The sequence below is a fragment of the Streptomyces sp. NPDC101178 genome, from assembly GCF_044767965.1.
In the GTDB taxonomy this organism is placed as follows: Bacteria; Actinomycetota; Actinomycetes; order Streptomycetales; family Streptomycetaceae; genus Streptomyces.
Window position 1 is genome coordinate 268,858 of the sequence record NZ_JBIWOZ010000001.1, and the last position, 21,622, is coordinate 290,479.

The following is a 21,622-nucleotide window of genomic DNA, read 5'->3' on the forward strand; positions in this document are numbered from 1 at the left end:
GGGCCGGCTACCGCCAGTCCTCGGCGAACTCGTCGAGTTCGCTCTGGTCCAGGGTGATCAGCGGTTCCTGCGAGTCGGCCTCATCGGCGTCCGCCGCCGGAACCAGCTCCTTGACCGCGGTGGCGAGCGCCGCCACGGTCTTGTGGGCGAACACGTCGCGCGGGGCGATGTCCAGGCCCTCCGCGTAGGCCATCGTGACGAGCTTGATCGAGACGATCGAGTCGCCCCCCAGGTCGAAGAAGCTGTCGTCGATACCGACGCCCTCCGTGCCGAGTGCCTTCTCGAACAACGCGCACAGCAGCTTCTCGCGCTCGCTCCTCGGTGCCCGGCCGCCGCCGGCTCCGGAGAAGTCGGGAGCGGGCAGGGCGGCGCGGTCGAGCTTGCCGCTCGGCGTCACCGGCAGTCGGTCGAGGGCGACGACGGCCACGGGCACCATGTGCTCCGGCAGCACGGCGGCGACGCGTTCACGGAGCGCGGCCGGGTCGAGCGGGCCGGCCGCCACCGGGGTCGCGTACGCCACCAGGCGTGGTGAGCCGGGGGTGTCCTCCCGTACGACCACGACGGTCTGCCCCACCGAGGGGTCGGCGGCGAGCACCGCCTCGATCTCCCCCGGTTCGATACGGAAGCCCCGCACCTTGACCTGCTCGTCGACGCGGCCCAGGTACTCCAGGCCCCCGTCCGCCGTGCGCCGCGCCACGTCGCCCGAACGGTACATCCGCGCGCCCGGGGGTCCGAACGGGTCGGCCACGAAACGCTCCGCGGTGAGCCCGGACCGCCGCAGATAGCCGCGGGCGAGGCCCTGGCCCGCCAGGTAGAGCTCACCCGCCACCCCGACGGGCGTCGGCCGCAGGGAGCCGTCCAGCACATGGACCCCGGCGCCGACGACCGGCCCGCCCATCGGCGGAGCGGTCCGCCCGGACAGCGGGCGGCTCATCGTCGCCATGACGGTCGCCTCGGTGGGACCGTACGCGTTGACCATGCGGCGCCCGGCCGACCAGCGTGCGACCAGGTCCGGCGGGCACGCCTCGCCGCCCACGACGAGGGTGACCCCGTGGGGCAGGGCGTCCTCGGGCAGTACGGCGAGCGAGGACGGCGGCAGCAGGAGCGCGGTCACACCGTGGCGCTCCACGGTCCGCGCCAAGGCCGGTCCGGGGAGCAGCTCGTCGGGGTCCGCGGTCACCGCACTCGCCCCGGTCAGGAGCGCCGTGGCCAGTTCCCATACTGACGCGTCGAAGCTCGGCGAGGCGAACAGCAGCACCCGCTCCTGCGGACGGAGCGCGAGCCCGACACGCTGCTGGGCGATCAGAGCGGCGATCCCGAGGTGGGACACCACCACGCCCTTGGGGCGGCCGGTCGACCCGGAGGTGTAGATCAGATAGGCGGCGTTCGCCGGCCGCAGCGGCGCGATCCGGTCGGCGTCGGTGAGAGCCGCCCCGGACAGACCTGCGGTCAGCTCCGCTTCCGGGTCCAGGAGTTCGGTGACGTTCCCGGCATCCGGCCCAGGCCCGTCCAGGCACAGCACCTTCCCCGCACCGGCCTCGGCCATGACCGCCGCTCCCTCTCCGGTGGTGACGACGAGATCCGGCCGCGCGTCACCGATCAGGTAGCGGAGCCGGTCCGGCGGGTAGCCGAGGTCCAGTGGAAGATAGGCCGCGCCGGCCTTGAGGACCGCCAGCACCGCGAGGACGGACCGTGCCGACTTCGGCATCGCGATCGCCACGACACGCTCCGGGCCGATGCCCCGGTCCACCAGCGCGCGGGCGAGCCGGTTGGCCTGGACATCGAGTTGCCCATAGGTGAGGGCCAGCTCGTGGTCGTACACCGCGACGGCGTCGGGTGTGGCCCGTACGTGCTCCTCGAAGAGCTCCGGGAAGGTCGCCGTCCGCTCGTGGGCCGGCCCTTCCGCCGCGGCCAGGAGCTGACCGCGTTCCCGGTCCGTGAGCAGGTCGATCCGGCCCAGAGGGACGGTCCGGTCGTGCACGAAGCAGTCGAGGACCTTGCGCACCCGGGCCAGCAGCGCGCCGGCCGCCTCGGCCGTGAACAGGTCCGCACGATAGCTGAGTTCAAGACTGAGACGCTCGTCGGGCATGACGACCAGGCTGAGCGGATAGTGCGAAGCTCCGGGTACGGGCTCCTCGTCGAGGGAGATCCGCAGGCCCGGGACCTGCTCCTGGATGGCCGCCCCGTCGAAGGGGGTGTTCTCGAAGCCGATGACGGTGTCGAAGAGCTCCCCCAGTCCCAGAGCCCGCTGTACGTCCGGGAGCCCGACATGGTGGTACGGGCGCAGCTCGGCCTGGCGCGACTGGAGGTCGGTCAGGATCTGGTCGAGCGATCGTGCGGGGTCCAGCCGTACCCGTACGGCGACGGTGTTCATGAACAGGCCGACGATGTCCTCGACGCCGGCCAGTTCCGGTGGGCGCCCGGCGGTCGTCGCACCGAACACGACGTCGGCCCGTCCCAGTTGGTGACCGAGTGCCACCGCCCAGGCGCCTTGGACGACCGTGTTGAGCGTCAGGCCCGCGCCGCGCGCCGCGGCGGTGAGCGCGTCCGTCCCCTCCGCGTCCAGGGCCTCCGTGACCAGGTGGGGCACGGTCGCGGTGGCCGCGTCGGCGCCCGGGGCGACCAGCGTCGGTTCGTCGATACCGGCCAGGGCCTCGCTCCAGGCCCGCATCGCCCCCTCATCGTCCTGGCGGGTGAGCCAGCCGAGGAAGCCGGTGAACTGAGCCACCGGCCGGTCCGTGTCGGCTCCGCCGCGGGCGTAGAGGGAGAAGACGTCACGGAAGAACAGTGGCAGCGACCATCCGTCGAGCAGGGCGTGGTGGTAGGAGGTCAACAGGGCATGGTCGTCGGTCCCGAGCCGGACCAGGGTGACCCGCATCAGCGGAGGAGCGGTGAGGTCGAAGCGGGTGACGCGGTCCTCGTCGACCAGTTCCGCCAGTCGCCGGCGGCGTTCGTCCTCACCGTGACCGGAGAGGTCGATCTCCCGCCACGGGACGCGCAGGCCCTCGTGCACCACCTGGACGGAACGGCCCGATGCCAGGAGCCGGAAGGAGACGCGCAGCGCGGTGTGGCGGGCGAGAGCCGCGTCGAACGCTTTGCGCAGCACGGCGGGCGTCAGTGGTCCCTCCAGCCGTGCGGGCGCCTGGGCGGTGTAGACGTCGATGCCGTCGGCGGCCAGCAGGGCGTGGAAGTGCATGCCCTGCTGCAGCGGGGTGAGAGGCAGTACGCCGGTCAGCTCGTGTCCGTCGGCGGTGATCTCCGCCCGTTCGGCATCGTTCAGCGACAGCAGCGGCCCGGCGCCGGAACCGTCCGCCGCCGTGGGGGCCTCCGCCTCGATGTCCTCGGCCGCCTCCGCGAGCTTGGCGATGGTCTTGTGGACGAAGACGTCCCTGACGGTGACGGCGAGGCCGGCGCGGTGGGCGCGGGCCGCGAGCTGCATCGAGATGATGGAGTCGCCGCCGAGGTCGAAGAAGCTGTCGTCGACACCGATACGCGGCTGCCCCAGCACCTCCGCGAACACCTCGTGCAACACCAGCTCCCGCTCGGTGACCGGAGCCCGGTACACCTCCGCCGCCCGGAACTCCGGCACCGGCAAAGCCCCCCGGTCCACCTTCCCGTTCGGCGTCAGAGCGAACGACTCCACCACCATCACCACCGCCGGAACCATGTACTCCGGCAACCGCCCCGCCACGAACTCACGCAACGCCCCCACATCCGGCCGCTCACCGGAGACCGGACGTACGTATCCGACGATCCGCCGTACGCCCTCCGCGTCGGCGGACACCGCCGCGACCGCCTGGCCCACCGTGGGATGGTCGGCCAGAACGGCCTGGATCTCGCCGAGTTCGATGCGGTGGCCGCGTACCTTGACCTGGAAGTCGGACCGGCCGCGGTATTCCACGACACCGTCGGGCCGGCGGCACCCCAGGTCGCCGGTCCGGTACATCCGGGCGCCCGCCGGGCCGAAGACGTCGGCCACGAAGCGCTCCGCCGACAGACCCGGGCGGCCGAGGTACCCGCGGGCGACCCCGTCACCGGCGATGTACAGCTCGCCGACGACCCCGGCCGGCACCGGCCGCAGGAACGCGTCCAGGAGATAGACCCGGGTGTTGTCGGCGGGGACACCGATGGCGGGCGGCTCCGCCGCGCCGGTTGAGCCGCGAGGGTGCCAGAGCATCGCGTCGACCGTGCACTCGGCGGGACCGTAGAGGTTGTAGACCGACAGGCCGGGTACGCCGTGGAGTTCGGCCCACAGGTCGTCGCCCACCTCCTCGCCGCCGAGCGCGAGGACTCGCACGCGGTGCCGCTCCCCCGCCGCTTCGAACATGCCCGCGTCGAGCATCTGCCGTGCGACGGAGGGGGTGGTGTCGACGACGTCGATCCGTGCTTGTGCCGCGTGGCGGACGAGTGCCAGGGAATCCTTGCGCACGGTGTCACCGACGATGTGCAACTCGTGTCCGGCCACCATCCACAGGAGCTGGCTCCAGGAGGCGTCGAAGCCGAGCGAGTTGGTGAGCGCGGCACGAAGCGGCCGGCCGCCCGCCCTCGCCCACTCGGGTTCGAAGAAGTTCGCCCGGTGGCTGTGGAACATGTTGGCCAGGTTGCGGTGTTCCACGGCCACACCCTTGGGGCGCCCCGTGGAGCCCGAGGTGTAGATGACGTACGCGAGGTGGGCGGGCAGCAGCGCGCCGGTGCGGTCGTCGTCGTCGAGGTCCGTCCCGTCCGCGGGCGGAAGGGTCTCGTCGAGCAGCAGCGCCGGCACCGATTCGGGTACGTCGCCCACGGTGGCGACGGAGGCCAGGACGAGGGCCGGTCGGGCCTCCGCGCAGATCGCCGCGATGCGCTCCGCGGGGTGGTCGACATCGATCGGAAGGTACGCCGCACCCGACTTGAGGACCGCCAGGATCGCCACGACGGCGTCCGCGGATCGCGGCACGGCAACACCGACGAGGTCGCCCGGTCCCACGCCGCGGGCTGCGAGCAGTCGGGCCAGACGGTTGGCGTCGGCGTTGAGCAGACCGAAGGTGAGGCTGGTCGTGCCGTCCGCGACGGCCACCGCGTCGGGCGTCGCGCGGACCTGTGCCTCGAACAGACCGGGCAGCGTCCCGGCCGGCCGCTCGACGGCGTGTCCGCTCGCCTCGCGCAGGATCTCGCGCCGCTCGGCGTCCGTCCGCGAGGGGAGCCGCCCGGCCTGCTCGTCGGGCCGGGCGGCGATGTCCTCCAGCAGACCGGTCAGGCGCCGCAGTACGCCGCTCGCGGTATCGGCGGTGTAGACGTCCTCGCGGTGGTTGAGTTCGAAGCGGAGCCGGCTGCCGGGGTGGACGGCCAGGCTCAGCGGGTAATGGGTGCCCTCGAACGCCTCGTCGACGGCGTCCCGCAGAAGGCCGACGTCGAGCCCGGGCACCGAGGCGCCCTGGACGGCCCGTTCCACGGGAACGTTCTCGAAGGCGACGGTGGTGTCGAAGAGTTCGGTGGCGCCCACGGCGCGGTGGATCTCGGCGAGGCCGAGGTATTCGTGACCCATCACGGCCGTGTGGTCGTGCTGGATACGGGCCAGCAGGTCCGCCACCGGCTCTGCCGGGTCGATCCGGACCCGGGTGGGCACGGTGTTCATCATCAGGCCCACCATCCGGTCGCTGCCGGGGAGCTCCGGCGGGCGGCCGGCGACGGTGTTCCCGTAGACGACGTCCTGGCGCCCGGTCAGCTCGGTCAACAACAGCGCCCAAGCGCCCTGGACCAGGGTGTTGACGGTGAGTTCGCGGCTCCGCGCCAGGGCCGTGAGTTCCGCCGTGGTCCGCTCGGACAGCTCCGTCACGACGCGCCGCTGTCCCCGGTCCGAGGAGCCGGTGCCTGCCCCGTCCGCGACGAGCGTGGCGCCGTCGACCCCCGAGAGCACGCCCTTCCAGGCCCGCTCGGCCTGGTCCCTGTCCTGCTCGCCGACCCAGCCGAGATAGTCCTGGAAGGGCACCGTCGGCTCCAGCCGATCCGCCGTGCCGCCGTCCCCGTAGATGCGGAACAGATCGCCGAGGATCAGGGGAAGCGACCAGCCGTCCAGCAGGATGTGGTGGTTGGTGATCAGCAGGATGTGCCGGTCGGGTGCGAGCCGTATCAGCGTGAACCGGAGCAGCGGCGGTTTCGCCATGTCGAAGCGCCTCGCGCGCTCCTCGGTGAGCAGCCGGGAGAGGCGTGGCTTCAGTTCGTCCTGGCCGAAGCCGGAGAGGTCGATCTCCTCCCACGGTGGCTCGACCACCCGCGCGACGGCCTGGACGGCCTCGCCTGAGCGACGGCGCAAAAATCCTGCCCGCAGGCTCGCGTGCCGGCCGACCAGCGCGCCGCAGGAGGCACGCAGCAGGTCGGTGTCGAGTGCCCCGGTCAGCTCCAGCGGCGTCTGGACGTTGTAGAAGTCGATGTTCCCGCTGTCGGCTTGTCCCTCCTCGTAGAGGGCGTGGAAGAGAATGCCCTGCTGCAACGGCGAGAGCGGCAGGACCGCTTCCAGGGATGTCTGTCTCACAGTGCTGTCCCCCACTGGGCTTCGAGCTCGTCGAGTTCTTCCGCGTCGATCCGCACCAGGCTCCCGGCACGGGGTGTCGCGGCCCGCTCGCCGACGTCCTCGGCCGCCTCGGCGAGCTTGGCGATGGTCTTGTGGACGAAGACGTCCTTGACGGCGATGGCGAGTCCGGCCCGATGGGCCCCGGACGCCACCTGTACGGCGACGATGGAGTCGCCGCCGAGGTCGAAGAAGCTGTCGTCGACACCGATACGCGGCTGCCCCAGCACCTCCGCGAACACCTCGTGCAACACCAGCTCCCGCTCGGTGACCGGAGCCCGGTACACCTCCGCCGCCCGGAACTCCGGCACCGGCAAAGCCCCCCGGTCCACCTTCCCGTTCGGCGTCAGAGCGAACGACTCCACCACCATCACCACCGCCGGAACCATGTACTCCGGCAACCGCCCCGCCACGAACTCACGCAACGCCCCCACATCCGGCCGCTCACCGGAGACCGCCGGGGTCACATAGGCCACCAGGTGCCGGTGGCCCGGCCGGTCCTCGCGGACGGCCGCCACGGCCCGGCCGACTCCGGGTGCCTCGGCGAGAACGCTCTCGACCTCGCCGAGTTCGATGCGGAAGCCCCGAACCTTGACCTGGCTGTCGGCACGGCCCAGGTAGGACAGCTCGCCGCTCTCCGACAGCCGTGCCACGTCTCCCGTCCGGTACATCCGGGTGCCGGGCGCGCCGAAGGGGTCGGCGACGAAACGTTCCGCGGTGGTTCCGGGTCGGCCGAGGTAGCCGCGGGCGAGCCCGTCACCGCTCAGATACACCTCGCCCGCCACTCCGGGCGGCACCGGCCGCAGCGCGTCGTCGAGCAGCCGGACGCGGGTGCCGGGGACAGCACGGCCCATGGGCGGGACGGTCCGCCCGGACAGCGCGCCGGTCTGGGTCGCGATGACCGTCGACTCGGTGGGGCCGTAGGCGTTGACCATGTGCCGGCCGGGCGACCAGCGTGCGACCAGGTCCGGCGGGCACGCCTCTGCGCCGACGACCAGGTTGATGCCGTCCGGAAGCCCCCCGGCCGGCATGGCCGCCAGCGTGGACGGGGCCAGCAGCAGGCAGTCGACGCCGAGTTCGGCGACGAGCTCGACCAGTGGCGGCCCGGGCGTGAGCCGTTCGGCCGGCGCGACCACCGCGGCGGCGCCGGTGAGCAACGCCGCACACAGCTCCCATACGGAGGCGTCGAAGCTGGGCGAGGAGAACTGGAGTACGCGGGTCCGGGGGGTCAGGCGCAGCAGGTCGCTCTGGTGGCGCGTCAGCGCGGCGAGACCGGTGTGCGTGACGACGACGCCCTTGGGCCTGCCGGTCGACCCTGAGGTGTAGATGACGTACGCCGGGTGGGTGAGGCGCAGGGACGTGCGGCGGTCCCGGTCGTCGAGATCGCCGCCGTCGGTGTCGCCGTCCGCCGGCGGGTGGTCGACGGGAGCGGCCGCCTCGTCCAGGTACAGGCGCGGCACCTCGGGGGCGAGCGTGGCGTCGTCGGCGGCGCGGGTCGTGAGCAGCAGCAGCGGTGCGGTGTCGTCGAGCATCGCGGTGACCCGGGACCGCGGGTAGTCGAGGTCGACCGGGAGACAGGCCGCGCCCGACTTCAGCACCGCCACCGTGGCGGTCAGGGCGGCACCGCCGCGCGGGAGGGCGACCGCCACCAGCCGCTCGGGGCCGGCACCTTGCCCGACCAGCACCCTTGCCAGCCGGTTGGCACGGACGTTGAGCGCCGCGTAGTCGAGGGATTCGGTCGGGGAGAGCACGGCACAGGCGTGCGGGGTCTGCCTGACCTGCTCCTCGAACAGTTGCGGGAAGGTACGCGGGACGACGGGTTCCGGGTCCTGTCCGGGGCTGCCCGCGGCGAGTGCCCGGGTGCGTTCCGACGCGGTCAGGACGTCGAGGCGGGCGAGCGGCACATCTGCGGGGCCGGCGAGGAAGCGGGAGAGGAAGTCCGTGAACCGGTTCTGGTGGGTGCGGAGTTCGGCGAGGCCGTACCGGTCGGGATTGGCCTCGAACTCGATGCGCATGCCCCGGCCGCCCGGATCGGGGTGGCAGGTGATGTTGAGGTCGGTGACGGGTCCGCCGGACAGGGCCATGACCTCGGCCTCGCGCCCGGTGAACGCGGTCTCGGAACCCGACGGCATGATGTTCACGAGCACCCCGAACAACTGCTCGTTGGTACCGAGCATGCGCAGGTCGCGCCGGAGTTCGTCGTACGGGTAGCGCTGGTGGGTGAGCAGTTCCCCCAGCCGCCGCGCGACCTGCCGCACCAGCTGGGCGCGGTCGGCCGCCGGATCGACGGTGATCCGCAGCGGAAGCGTGTTCGACAGCATCCCGGGCACGTTCTGGGACCTGGCCCCGAGCCGCGCGGTGGTGGGCACCCCGATCGTCAGGTCCTGAGCCCCCGTCATCCCGTGGAGATAGGCGGCGACCGCCGCCAGCATGGGCACCGTCCAGGGAGTGCGGGCCGCCCGTCCGGCGGTGTGCAGCGCCCGCAGTCCGTCCGGGGGGAGCACTGTCGTCGTGGCGATCGCCATGCCCGCCGCGGTCGTCGGCGCTCCTGGCGCCAGACCGGCCGTCTCGGGCCGGTCGGCGAAGACTCCCGCCCAGTACGTCCGGTCCGCGGTGTACTCCGCCGACGCGCGGTAGTCGCTCTCGTCCGCCAGCAGGTCCTGGAGCCGGCCCAGCGGTTCACCGTCGGGTTCCGTCCCGGCGGCCAGCGCCTCGTAGCACGCGGAGATCCGGCGCGAGTGCAGCACCGACCCGAAGGCGTCGGACAGGATGTGGTGGCTGCGCTGGTACCAGACGTGGTGATCGGCTCCGACCCGTATCAGGATGTGCGCCGACAGCGCGTCCTTCTCCAGGTCGAGCGCGGTCGCGCGGTCGCGGTCGATCAGCGTCCGCGCGGCGGCGAGGGGGTCCGGCTCGTCGCTGAAGTCGTACTCCTGCCAGGTCGAACAGCCGGGTGGGACCGGCCGCTGGTACGTACCGTCCGGCCGCTCCACCAGTTCGACGTCGAAGCTTCCGCTCTCCCCCTCGGCCCGGCGGATCGCGCGCTGGAGCAGGCCGCCGTCCAACGGCCCGCGTACCTCCATGGCGACCATGGTGTTGTAGGCCGGGTTGGCGGGGTCGAGCCGTTGGGCGAAGAACACCCCCCGCTGGGCCGCCGTCAGCGGCAGCAGACCGTTCTCGGCGCGTGAAGTCATCGGGTCGTAACCGCTCTCTCGTGCATCCCCGCGAGCCTGGAGGCCCGGATCTCGCGACGATGCTGCATCGCCCGCCCGTGCGGTAACCAGGCAACCGAACCGGCAATCAGCGGCGCTGGTCGAAATGCCGCCCGGACCGGGCCGAGTTACCGGGCGCTTGCCTGGTTCTCGTACGCAAGGCGGGTGATGCTGCGGCGAGCCGGGCACGGCGCCACGCCTCGCGTGTGCCGGAAGTGCCGTGAACCATGGGAGAGGACAGGGACGTTGGGAGACCGGAACCGAGGCCTGCTCGATTGGCTGGACCAGCCGTCCACCGAGCGCGGCCTGTACTACGCGGATTCCGCCGACGGCTGGGACTTCTGGTCCTATCGTGATCTGGCCGCGCTGGTGCTGAGAACCGCCGCCGCCCTGCGGGCGCAGGGGGTCGGGCAGGGCGACGTGGTAGCCCTGGTGCTGCGCTCCAGCCCGGGCTTCGTCGCCGGGTTCTTCGGCGCGCTCGCGGCCGGCGCGACGCCGTGCTCCATCCCGCCGCCCTTCGCCTTCCAGCGTGCCGACGAGTACGAGAAGCACGCGAGCCATCTGTTCGCGACGGCCGCGCCCCGGTTCACCGTCTGCGACGACGAGTCGCTGGAGCAGATCCGTAAGGTCGCGAGCGGACTGGGGCTCCAGGAGCCGGTCGCCTTCGACGAACTCGTGGCCGGGGCGGAGCCGTTGGAGCGGCCGATGCCGCTGCCGGAGACCGCGCTGATCCAGTTCACCTCCGGGTCGAGCGGCTTCTCGCGCGGCGTGCTGATCTCCGCCGACGCCCTGGAGACCAATCTCGCCGGAATGGGGCAGTGGCTGGGCTGCGCGCCCCAGTACCCGGCGATCAGCTGGCTGCCGGTCCACCACGACATGGGTCTCGTCGGGTTCCTGCTGAACGTCGTCGTCACCGGCTTCGACGGCTGGATGATGCAGCCGGACGACTTCATCCGCTCTCCGCTGCGGTATCTGCGCTGCATCAGCGACCAGGGTGCCGTCATGACGGCGATGCCCAACTTCGGGCTGGCGTACATCCTTCGCCGGGTGAGACCGGCCGACCTGCGGGAGCTGCGCTTCGACTCGGTCCGGTGCGTGATCATCGGCGCGGAGCGGGTCGACCAGCAGGTGCTGGAGGACTTCCACGCGCTGCTGGGACCGCACGGTCTCGACCGCGGCGCGCTGCTCCCCGCGTACGGCAGTGCCGAGGCGACCCTCGCGGTGACCGGTCTGGCCCCCGGTGCGGGCTGGTCGGCGCAGGCACCGGACGCCGGAGACGCGGCGTCTCTCGCCGGAGCGGCGGTCGTCGGCTGCGGCCGTCCGCTGGAGGGCAGGACGGTGCGGATCCTGTCCGAGGAAGGTGAGGAACTGCCGGACGGACGGGTCGGCGAGATCGTCGTCACCGGGGTGTCGATCGCGAGCGGGTACATCGGTGCCACCGGGTCCGCCTCGGGTACCAGCGTCGATGACGGGGGCCTCGCCACCGGTGACGCGGGCTTCCTCCGGGACGGGCAGCTCTTCGTGATCGGCCGGCTCGGCGACGGGCTGAAGGTGAACGGCAAGATGGTCTTCGCCGAGAGCCTGGAGGCCCTGCTGCACCACCGGGGCATTCCCGAGCGGCGCGTCGCCGTCCTGCTGGGGGTACGCGGCGGGGTACCGACCGGCGTGGCGGTGTTCGGCGGCGTGCGGCCCGGCTGGCGGGAGGCCGCCCACGAGGTTCTCTCCGAATGGCTCGGCGACGCGGCGCTCCACATGGTCGAGCTGCCCCGTGGCGGTGTCTCGGTCACGTCGAGCGGAAAACCGCGCCGGAGAGTCATCTGGAAGGCGCTCTGCGCGGGCGAGTTCGACGCGACGACCCGACCGCTGACGGCGGAGGCGGACGCGCCGGTCGCAGCGGACTGATCGGCCCTCGACGAACCGTGCGCGTGACAATAGTGTGTGCCGCACAGTACAGTGCAGTGCATGGCTACAGAAGAGATCGCTCTTGGCCAGGCCCAGGAGCTGCGGCGCGGCACGGTCGTCCTGGCCTGCCTCGCGCTGCTCCGCAAGCCGCAGTACGGCTACGCACTGCTGGAGACACTCAACGACGCGGGTGTCACCGTCGACGGCAACACCCTCTATCCCTTGCTGCGCCGACTCGAGAAGCAAGGCCTGCTCACCAGCGAATGGAACACCGACGAGTCCCGGCCACGGAAGTTCTACCGGGTGAGTCCCGAGGGCTCCCGGGTACGCACCTCACTGGTGCGCGAATGGCAGGACCTCGTCGCCTCGATCTCACGGCTTACCAAGGAGAATGGATGAGCACGAACACGCTCACCGAGCGCTACGTGCACGAGGTCGTCAGGCGGCTGCCCGCGGATCAGCGCGACGACATCGCCGACGAGCTGCGCACCACCATCGCCGACACCATCGAAGCCCGCGACCCGGCCCGTCCCGAGACGGTCGAGCGCGAGGTGCTGAGCGAGATGGGCGATCCGATCCGGCACGCCGCGCGCTACGCCGACCGGCCGCTCGCCCTGATCGGCCCCGATCTCTACCCGACCTACATCCGACTGCTGGCCTTCCTGCTGACCACCGTACTGCCGGTGATCACCGCCGTGTTCGTGCTGCTGGAGATCGTGGACGGCAACGGCCTCGGGGCGGCCGTGGGCGCCGGCGTCGAGACGGTGTTCACGGTCGGCGCCCAGATGGTCACCGTACTCACCGTGCTGTTCGCCGTCGCCGAGCGCGCCGGCCACCGGAAGGGGACTCTCATCCGTACCACCGACTGGACCCCCGACGACCTGCCCGAGACCCGTGAGCCCCAGAAGGTCGGCATCGGTGCCGTCCTGACGGCGGTCTGGTACGCGCTGCTGCTCGGCCTGACCGTCTGGCAGCAGCTCTCCGAGCCCTACCGGACCGACGGCGGCGAGCGGATCGCCGTACTCGACCCGGACCTGTGGTCGGGGTGGATCTGGCCCATCCTCATCGGGCTCGCCGGCCTCGTCGTGCTCGCTCTGGTCCGCGTGGTCACGCACGGCTGGACCAGCCGGCTGGCCGTCCTGCACGCCATCGCCCAGGCGCTGTTCGTGCTGCCGCTGGCCTGGATCCTCCAGCAGCGGCAGATCTTCAACCCGGACTTCCTGGCGGACGTCACCGACAACACGACGCCCGAGGTCTACACCGGAGCGGCGCTCATCGTCCTGGTCGCGAGCCTGATCGCCGTCGTCAACGGCTTCCGCGCGGCGAAGAAGTAGGACGGGAGCCAGGCGAGGGAAGCAGGAACGCCAGCGCCGATGCCACCCGAGGTGGCATCGGCGCCGGCGCGACGGTCGAGGAGCCCGGAATCAGCGCGTCACCGCCATGATCTCGGGGCGCACCAGATTCTCCGCCAGCAGCAGGCTCTTGACCCGGTCCGAGAGCATGTCCAACTGCCGCAGAACATGGATGACCTGCTGGAACAACATCTGCCGGTAGGTGGCCATCATCGGGTTCGTCCGCGCGAACAGCAGCCCCTTCTCCACGTCGAGGTCCATCCGCTCCCAGACCTCGCGCAGCATGAACCGGCGCGACATCAGCTGGATGGCCTCCAGCAGGAAGTCCTCGCGCTCACGCAGCTCGGCGGCGGTCACCTGTCCGTACATGCCGGTGAGCGCGGTGACCCCGAAGGCGATGTGCCGGGCCTCGTCGCTCGCGACCATCTTGGTGATCTGACGGATGATCGGGTCCCCGAAGCCGCTGCTCGCGAGCCGCAGCGCGGTGATCGCCAGCCCCTCCACGACCACCTGCATGCCGAGATAGACGATGTCCCACCGGGATTCCGACAGCAGATCGTGCAGCAACGTCTTGAGCCCGGGATTGATCGGGTAGGAATCGCCCAGCTTCTCGTCGACATAGCGGGCGAACGCCTCGACATGCCTCGCCTCGTCGGCGACCTGCGAGGCCGCGTAGGTCTTGGCATCCATGTCCGGCACCGTCTCCACCAGCCGGGCCGTGGTCACCAGCGCACCCTGCTCGCCGTGCAGGAACTGACTGCACATCCACGACTGGTACTGCCAGCGGAACTGCGTCAGCAGTTCGCGGGGCACGGGACTTCCCTCGCCGACGACGAAGGACGCGAGTCTCCCCCCGCTCTCCTCCGACATCTCCGACCCGAAGTGGATGTCGTGGTCCCAGTCGATGTCGGTGGTGGCGTTCCACTGCGAGAGCTTGTTCTTCTCGTAGAGGTTCCACACCCGGCTGTCGCGTTGGCCGTAGTCCCAGTTCAAGAATGCCTTGAACATCGCGTCGACCTCCATGAGGTCCGCGGTGACGGTGTCCAGGGTGAAGAAGGTCGATTCGGCCGAGCCGGTCGTGGCGGCCGACCCGCCAGGAGCGGCCGCCACGCCGGTCACCGAGTCCGGAACTGTGGTCATTGGATTACGGTCCACCCCTCGGGCACGGAACAGGACTGACGCTCGTGGAGTCTGACGCGCCCCGGAACAGCTCTCCAGGCACCTGTGGGGCAACTTGGCGGCAGACCGGTTGCCGGTCCCATGCCTGGCCCGCTGCCACCCGCCGAACCATGATGCCCGGAAGGGGCTGCTGCCCCGCATGACCGTCGGCCGACCGAAGGGGCGGGACGCGCATGACTGCCGCCGCACCACCCACCCGCTCAGGGAACCCGTCCGGCTCGCGAAGCGCACCGGCTCCCCCTGACGACTGCCCCTGGATCGTGGGCCGGGTCCGCGCCTCCCGGCCCCGGATGCGGCTGTTCTGTCTGCCGCAGGCAGGCGGCAGCGCGGCCTCGTTCGCCCCGTGGCGTCTCGCCCCGCCCTCCGGCGTGGAGCTCGCGACGGTGGAGCTGCCGGGCCGAGGTGTACGCGGCACGGACCCGCTGCCGGGGACCATGGAGGAACTGGCCGACGCGGTGATCGACGGCATCTCGGACGAGTTCGACCTGCCGTACGCGATCTTCGGCCACAGTTTCGGCGCGCTGCTCGGCTATGAGATCGCCGTCGGGATCGCACGGCGCGGCCTGACCCCGCCGCGCGCACTGCTGGTGTCCGCGGCACGGTCGCCGCACACCCCGGTACGCCGACGTGTATCGGACCGGGACGACGCCGGGCTGCTCGCCTGGCTGAACAGCTTCGGCGGCATTCCTTCAGAACTGTCGCGCTATCCGGCGTACTTGCGGTACGCGCTGCGCACCGTCCGCCGCGACCTCGCCCTCACAGAGGCCTACCTGGCGCCCGGGCCGGAGCGGGTGGACTGCCCGCTGCATGTCCTCGGCGGTGCGGACGACCCACTGATCAGCGGGGCGCAGTTGGAGCGCTGGCGGGACTGCGCGGCGGGCGAGTTCTCCCTCCGGCTGCTGCCCGGCGGGCACGACTACCTCTTCACCGGCGCGCCTGCGGCGCTCGACGCCCTCGGAACGACGCTGCGCTGAGGGCGGGGGCCGGACGGGGAAGCTGCCGGTCGGCTGCCTGTCCCCGCATGCGAACCGTGCGGCAGCATCGCGCTGTCGGCAGCGCCGGCGTCCTCCGCACGCCGCTCACCGCCTTATCACTGCCACCACCGACCGCTCACGGGGAAGACCTCACAGTGAACGAAGCGACCGAGTCGCCGATCGAGATGGCGCTGCCCCTCACGCCACTGCAGGAGGGCATGCTCTTCCACGCCCTGTACGACTCCGAGACGGTGGACGTCTACAACATCCAGGCCGGCTTCGAACTGACCGGGGAGCTCTCGGCGGAGCGTCTGCGCGCGGCCTGCGCCGCCACGCTCCGCCGCCATGCCGTCCTGCGGGCCGGTTTCCGGCTGCGTGCCAACGGGAAGCCCGTGCAGTTGGTACGCCGCGTCGTGGAGACGCCGTGGACCGAGCTCGATCTGTCGGCGGAGTCCGAGTCCGGGCGGCGGAAGAGGCTGCTGGCCTTCCTCGAGGACGAGCGGCTGCACCGCTTCGAGATGGGGGCGCCGCCGTTGATGCGGTTCGCCCTGATCCGGCTGGCGCCCGACCACCATGCCTTCGTCCTGACTTATCATCACATCCTGCTGGACGGGTGGTCTCTGCCACTCGTGCTCCAGGACCTGTTGGCGTTCTACCGGAGCGACGGCGACGACGCCGGACTCGGCCCCCTCACCCCCTTCTCGGACTTCCTCAGGTGGCTCTCCCGCCAGGACCGGCCCGCCGCGGAAGAGGCATGGCGCGACGCTCTGCACGGTCTGGACGAACCGACCCTCGTCGCCCCCGGCGCGCCCTTCGCGGAGGCGATGCCCGGGCTGGCCTTCGTGACACTGTCCGAGCAGGCGACCAAGGCCCTGACCGCTACCGCCCGGGAGCACGGCCTCACACTCAACACCGTTGTACAGGGCGCCTGGTCACTGCTCCTGTCGCTGCTGACAGGGCGCGACGACGTGGTCTTCGGCCAGACCGTGCACGGCCGCCCGCCACAGCTCCCCGGGGTCGACTCGGTCGTGGGCCTGCTCATGAACGCGATCCCGGTACGGGTGCGGATCGCCCCCGAGGATTCGATGGCCGCTCTCTTCGCCCGGATCCAGAACGAACAGGCCGCACTCGCACCGCACCACCACCTGGGGCTGGCCGAGGTGCAGCGGCTGGCCGGGCTCGGCGCGCTCTTCGACACCTCCACCGGCTTCGGGAACGCGCCTTTCGACCGGGAGGCCGTACAGGACGGTCCGGCCGGCTTGCGAGTGACGCCGCTGGAAGGGGACGGGGAAGCGGCCGGACAGCAGGAGATCACCGGATCGACCCACTACCCCCTGAGTGTCTTCGCCGTCCCCGGCCCCAGCCTGCGGCTCGAACTCAACTACCGCACCGACCTGTTCGGCGCCGAACGTGTCGAACTGATCGGCTCCCGGCTGAGGTTGCTGCTCAGGACATTCGCCGATCGGCCCACGACGCCGGTCGCCGCCGTTCCGCTGCTCACCCACGAGGAACGGCAGCAGGTGATCGGCGACTGGGGAGGCCGACGAGCGGAGTTGGGCCACGTTCCCGCCCGCGTACCGGCGACACTCACCCAGCGGTTCGAAGACCAGGTGCGCGCCACACCCGACGCCCCGGCCGTGGCGGACGGGGAGCGGTCGCTCAGCTACCGCCGGCTCGACGCGGAGGCGAACCGGCTGGCACGGCTGCTGCTGGCCCGCGGGGTGAAGCCCGGCGACTTCGTCGCCGTGGCGCTGCCGCGCGGGACGGACCTGATCGTGGCGCTGCTCGGCACGCTGAAGGCGGGAGCCGGATACCTGCCGATCGACCCCTCCTATCCCGCCGAACGTGTCTCGTTCATGCTCGACGACGCCTCCCCGTCCGTCGTCATCTGCGCCGGCACCACCCGCCCGGCGCTCATCACGCATCCGTCGGTCGTCCCGCTCGCGGACCCCGCCGTCCAGGAGGAGCTGGCACTCCTGCCCGAGCACCGCGTGGAGGACGGCGAACGCGGCGCGCCGCTGCGGCTCGCGGACGCCGCGTACGTCATCTACACCTCGGGGTCGACCGGCCGGCCCAAGGGCGTCGCCGTCGAGCACCGTACGGTCGACAGCTACCTCGCCTTCGCCCGCGCCGCCTATCCCGGCCTCGCCGGACAGGCGCTGGTGCACTCACCGCCCTCCTTCGACCTGACCGTCACCGGCATCTTCGGCCCGCTGACCTCCGGCGGTCTGGTGCGCATCGTCGATCTGGAGGACTTCGACGCCCCGGCCGGCGCCACCCCGCCGCCCACCTTCGTCAAAGCCACGCCCAGCCACCTGCCGGTGCTGACGGCTTCGTCCGACTGGTACTCACCGACCGGGGAACTGGTCCTGGGCGGTGAGCAGCTGAACGGCGAGGCGCTGGCGCAGTGGCGTGAGGCCCATCCGGGCGTGACCATCGTGAACGAGTACGGACCCACGGAGGCCACCGTGGGATGCATGGAGTACCGCCTGGAACCCGGCGATCCGCTGCCGGGGGGCGCGGTGCCGATCGGCCGTCCGGTCCCCGACGCCCGGGTCTACCTCCTGGACGCTTTCCTGCGTCCCGTCCCCGCGGGCCTGCCCGCCGAGCTGTACATCGGCGGTGACGTGCTCGCCCGCGGCTACGTCAACCGGCCCGGGCTCTCCGCGTCCCGCTTCGTCGCCGACCCCTTCGGCCCGCCCGGTTCCCGGATGTACCGCACCGGTGACATCGCGTGCTGGCGGCCCGACGGCACCATGGTCTACCGCGGCCGGTCCGACGACCAGGTCAAGGTCCGCGGCTTCCGGATCGAACTGGGCGAGGTGGAGAGCGTCGTCGCGGCCGATCCTGCCGTCGCCCAGGCCGCGGCAGCCGTACGGAAGGACCGGCACGGTAACGAGCGGTTGGTGGCCTACGTCGTACCGGCGGCCGACCCGTCCGCGGACCCTGCCACGCTGGCGGACCGGATCGGGGCGCGGCTGCCCGCGAGCATGGTTCCCTCGGCGTTCGTCACCCTGCCCGCACTGCCGATGAGCCCGAACGGCAAGGTGGACCGGGCCGCGCTGCCGGCCCCGGACGAAGCGCGCGAGTCCGGGCAGCGGCAGCGGGCGGACAAGGCGCGGGACGAGAGCGTCGAGGCCGCTCTCGTGGAACTGTTCGTCCAGGTACTCGGTGTGGACAGCGCCGTGGCGGCGGACGACTTCTTCGCCCTCGGCGGCGACTCCATCACCGCCATCCAACTCGTCGTCCGCGCCCGTGCCGCAGGCTTCCGCCTGACCCCTAAGCACATCTTCACCCACCGCACCGCCGGCGCTCTCGCCGCCTTCCTCATGGTGAGCCCGACCGGCGCGGTGGAGTCCGCGGACGGCGGCGCGGGCGCGGCCGACCCGGCGGCACAGTGGCCGGCGGACGTGATCCCCGCGACGCCGATCATGCAATGGCTGCGGGAGCAGGGCGGAACGACCGACGCGTACCACCAGTCGACTCTGCTCCGGGTGCCCGCCGCACTCGACGCCGACCTGCTGGCCGCCGCCGTACGGGCCCTGGCTGAGCGGCATCAGTCGCTGCGCGCACGTCTCCAGGAGGACGGGACGCTGACGCTGGACCCGGTGGACCCGGTCACGTCGCGGAACTCGGTACGCCGGGTGGATGTCGTGGGTCTCGCGCCGGAAGGTGTCCGTCTGCGGATCGCCGCGTGCGCCCGCGAGGACGCCGACTCCCTCGCCCCACGTGCGGGCGCCATGCTGCGGGTGTCCTGGTTCGACGCCGGCGAGGGTGCCCAGGGCAGGTTGCTCGTCACCGTCCACCACCTGGCCGTCGACGCGGTCTCCTGGCACATCCTGCTGACCGACCTGTACGGCATCTGGCAGGACCTGGCAGCGGGTGCCGTCCCGGAGACCGGTCCGGTGCCGTTCTCGATGCGGGATTGGAGCCTGCTGCTCCGCGCCGCAGCGGAGGCACCCGCTCTGCGGGACGAGCTGCCCCACTGGCGGAGGACTCTCGGCGGAGGACGGGGGCCGGGTGACGGCAGGCTCGCCGACGTGGAGCTCTCCCCGTCGCACGACGTCTACGCGACGGCCGGTGAACTCTCCCTCACCCTCCCGCCGGATCTGACCGCCCCGCTGCTCACCACCGTGCCCGCGGTCTTCGGCACCCACACGAACGAGGTACTGCTCACCGCTCTGGCGGTGGCCGTCGCCGCCTGGCGTCGTGACCGCTCGCCCGCTGAGGGCGACAGCACGGCCGTACTGGTCGACGTCGAGGGCCACGGCCGCGACCACGCGTCCGAGGACGTCGACCTGTCGGGCACCGTCGGCTGGCTGACCACGCTGTACCCGGTACGCGTCGACGCCAGGATCGCCGACTGGGCGCCGGACGACGATCCGGCCGGAGCCCGCCTCGGCGAGGCGGTGCGCCGGGTAACGGCCCAGATCGAGGCCGTCCCCCGGCGCGGCACCGGCTTCGGTCTGCTGCGCTACCTGAACCAGGAGACAGCCGCCGAGCTGGCGGCCCGCCCCGCACCCCAGATCGGGTACAACTACCTCGGGAGGCAGGGCGGTGCGGGGACCACCGACTGGAGCGTGGCCCCCGAGTCGGACGTGTTGCCCCTCGGGGCAGACCCCCGTATGCCCATGGCGCACGTCGTCGAACTGACCGCGGCGGTCAGCGACGGCGCGGAAGGGCCACGCCTGGTCGCCAACTGGCTGTGGGCCCGTCGGCTCCTGTCCGACCAGGACGTCGCCGAGCTGGGCCGGCTCTGGTTCGCGGCTCTGCGCACGCTGGTGGAGCACGGGACGAGCACGGAGGCCATCGTCGCGGGGCAGACGATGCCACCCGCCCTTCCACGAGAGGGCGGGTCACTGGGCGGAGAACCGCTCGACCGGCACGACACCGAGCTCGCCGGTCTCGGCGCCCGTATCGGCCTGCCCGTCGTCGAGGCCCTGCCGATGACGCCGCTCCAGGAAGGGCTGCTCTTCCACGCCCGGTACGACAGCCGGGACCTCGATGTCTACAACGTGCAGATCTCGTTGGAGGTCGAGGGCCGGCTCCACGCCGAGCGGTTCCGGAGCGCCTGCGACGCCCTCCTGGAACGGCACCCGATGCTGCGGGCGGCCTTCGTGCAGAAGCGGTCCGGGGAGCCGGTGCAGGTGATCCCGGAGCGGACGGCCATGCCGTGGCACGTCCATGACCTGGCCGGCCTCGACCCGCGCGAACAGGCCGACCGGCTGGCGGCGGTGCTCGCGGCCGACCGGCACCAGCGCTTCGACCCCGCCGACCCGCCGCTGATGCGCTGCACCGTGGTCGGCCTGGGCGAGGACCGGCAGAGAATCGTCCTCACCATGCACCACCTGCTGGTGGACGGCTGGACCACTTCGCTGCTGCTGCGCGACCTGCTCGCTCTCTACGACCACGGCACCGCGAGCGGGCTGCCCGCGCCCGGCCACTACCCCGACCATCTGCGGTGGCTGGCCGAACAAGACCGCGAGAAGGCGCGTACGGCCTGGCTGGAGGCGCTGGCAGGTCTGAAGGAGCCCACGCTGGTCTGCCCCGGCACGGACACCGCGCGGATACGCGTCCTTCCGGAGCGGATCGTCGTCGCCCTCTCCGAGGCGGACACCTCCGCACTGCTCGACATCTCGCGCCGTCACGGTGTCACGCTCAACACCCTGGTCCGGGTCGCCTGGGCGCTGTGCCTGCACCGGCGGACCGGGCAGCTGGACATCGCCTTCGGGGCCACGGTCTCGGGCAGGGAGGCCGAACTCCCCGGCGTCGAGGAGATGGTGGGGGTGTTCATCAACACGGTGCCGGTACGGGTGCGGCTCGACCCGTCCGAGCCGGTGGCCGAACTGCTCGAACGCCTCCAGGGCGAGCACGCCGAACTTCTCGAGTACCACTACCTCCCGCTGAGCGACATCCAGCGGACGGTGGGACTAGGGACCCTGTTCGACAGCTGCGTCGTCTTCGAGAACTTCCCGACCGCCGAGACCCTGCCGAGCGGTCCGGACAACGGCTTGCGGCTGACGGATGTCGTCGGCCACGACGCCTATCACTATCCGCTCAAGCTGATGGCCGCACCCGGCCGGCAGCTGGAGCTGGAGATCAGCTACCGCCCGGACCTGTTCGAGGCACCGCTCGGGCAACAGGTGGCCGATCGTCTACGGGAACTGCTGATCGAGCTGCCCGGAGCGCTGGCCCTCCCGACGGGCCGGTTCCTGGAACACACTCCCGCACCGCCTGCCGAACCAGGGCAGCAGATGATGTGCGAGCTGATCGCGGAGGTACTGGGACGCGACTTCGTCAGCGCGGACGAAGACGTGTTCGAGCTCGGCTGCGACTCCCTGACGGCCCTGCGCCTGGCGGGCCGGATCGAGACGGAACTGGGACGGCCCGTCGACGTCGAGAGCGTCTTCCGCTGCCGTACCGCCCGCGCCCTCGGCACCGCACTCACCTGAGGCC

8 protein-coding genes are annotated in these 21,622 nt (G+C 71.7%); 5 read left to right on the top strand and 3 right to left on the bottom strand.

Annotated elements, in window-relative coordinates; translation table 11 throughout:
- Positions 1–7: 7 nt before the first annotated feature.
- Positions 8–6,511 (bottom strand): amino acid adenylation domain-containing protein, encoded by a 6,504-nt coding sequence (locus ACIRR8_RS01210; protein WP_404057655.1) that lies wholly within the window; start codon positions 6,509–6,511, stop codon positions 8–10.
- Entirely contained in the window at positions 6,508–9,741 is a 3,234-nt protein-coding gene (locus ACIRR8_RS01215; protein WP_404057657.1) for an amino acid adenylation domain-containing protein, read from the bottom strand. Before ACIRR8_RS01215 ends, ACIRR8_RS01210 begins: the two co-directional genes overlap by 4 nt.
- Before the next feature lie 264 nt (positions 9,742–10,005).
- Between ACIRR8_RS01215 and ACIRR8_RS01220 the strand changes: the two genes are divergently transcribed.
- Genes ACIRR8_RS01220 through ACIRR8_RS01230 form a run of 3 tightly spaced genes read left to right on the top strand, consistent with a single transcriptional unit; the run spans position 10,006 to position 12,995 of the window.
- Complete coding sequence (locus ACIRR8_RS01220) at positions 10,006–11,661, top strand: AMP-binding protein (RefSeq protein ID WP_404057659.1); 1,656 nt, start codon at positions 10,006–10,008, stop codon at positions 11,659–11,661.
- A gap of 60 nt (positions 11,662–11,721) precedes the next feature.
- Positions 11,722–12,060 (top strand): PadR family transcriptional regulator, encoded by a 339-nt coding sequence (locus ACIRR8_RS01225; RefSeq protein ID WP_018961692.1) that lies wholly within the window; start codon positions 11,722–11,724, stop codon positions 12,058–12,060.
- Positions 12,057–12,995, top strand: coding sequence for an HAAS signaling domain-containing protein (locus ACIRR8_RS01230; protein ID WP_404057662.1), 939 nt, complete (start codon positions 12,057–12,059; stop codon positions 12,993–12,995). The genes ACIRR8_RS01225 and ACIRR8_RS01230 overlap by 4 nt, the downstream gene beginning before the upstream one ends.
- Before the next feature lie 90 nt (positions 12,996–13,085).
- Here ACIRR8_RS01230 and ACIRR8_RS01235 read toward each other — a convergent pair whose 3' ends face one another.
- Positions 13,086–14,153 carry a diiron oxygenase gene (locus tag ACIRR8_RS01235; protein ID WP_079198714.1) on the bottom strand — a complete coding sequence of 356 codons (1,068 nt, stop codon included), beginning with the start codon at positions 14,151–14,153 and terminating at the stop codon, positions 13,086–13,088.
- A gap of 212 nt (positions 14,154–14,365) precedes the next feature.
- On the opposite strand from ACIRR8_RS01235, the gene ACIRR8_RS01240 reads away from it, so the two are divergent.
- Positions 14,366–15,166, top strand: coding sequence for a thioesterase II family protein (locus ACIRR8_RS01240; protein WP_404057664.1), 801 nt, complete (start codon positions 14,366–14,368; stop codon positions 15,164–15,166).
- A gap of 155 nt (positions 15,167–15,321) precedes the next feature.
- Complete coding sequence (locus ACIRR8_RS01245; RefSeq protein WP_404057666.1) at positions 15,322–21,618, top strand: amino acid adenylation domain-containing protein; 6,297 nt, start codon at positions 15,322–15,324, stop codon at positions 21,616–21,618.
- The last annotated feature ends 4 nt before the right edge of the window (positions 21,619–21,622 follow it).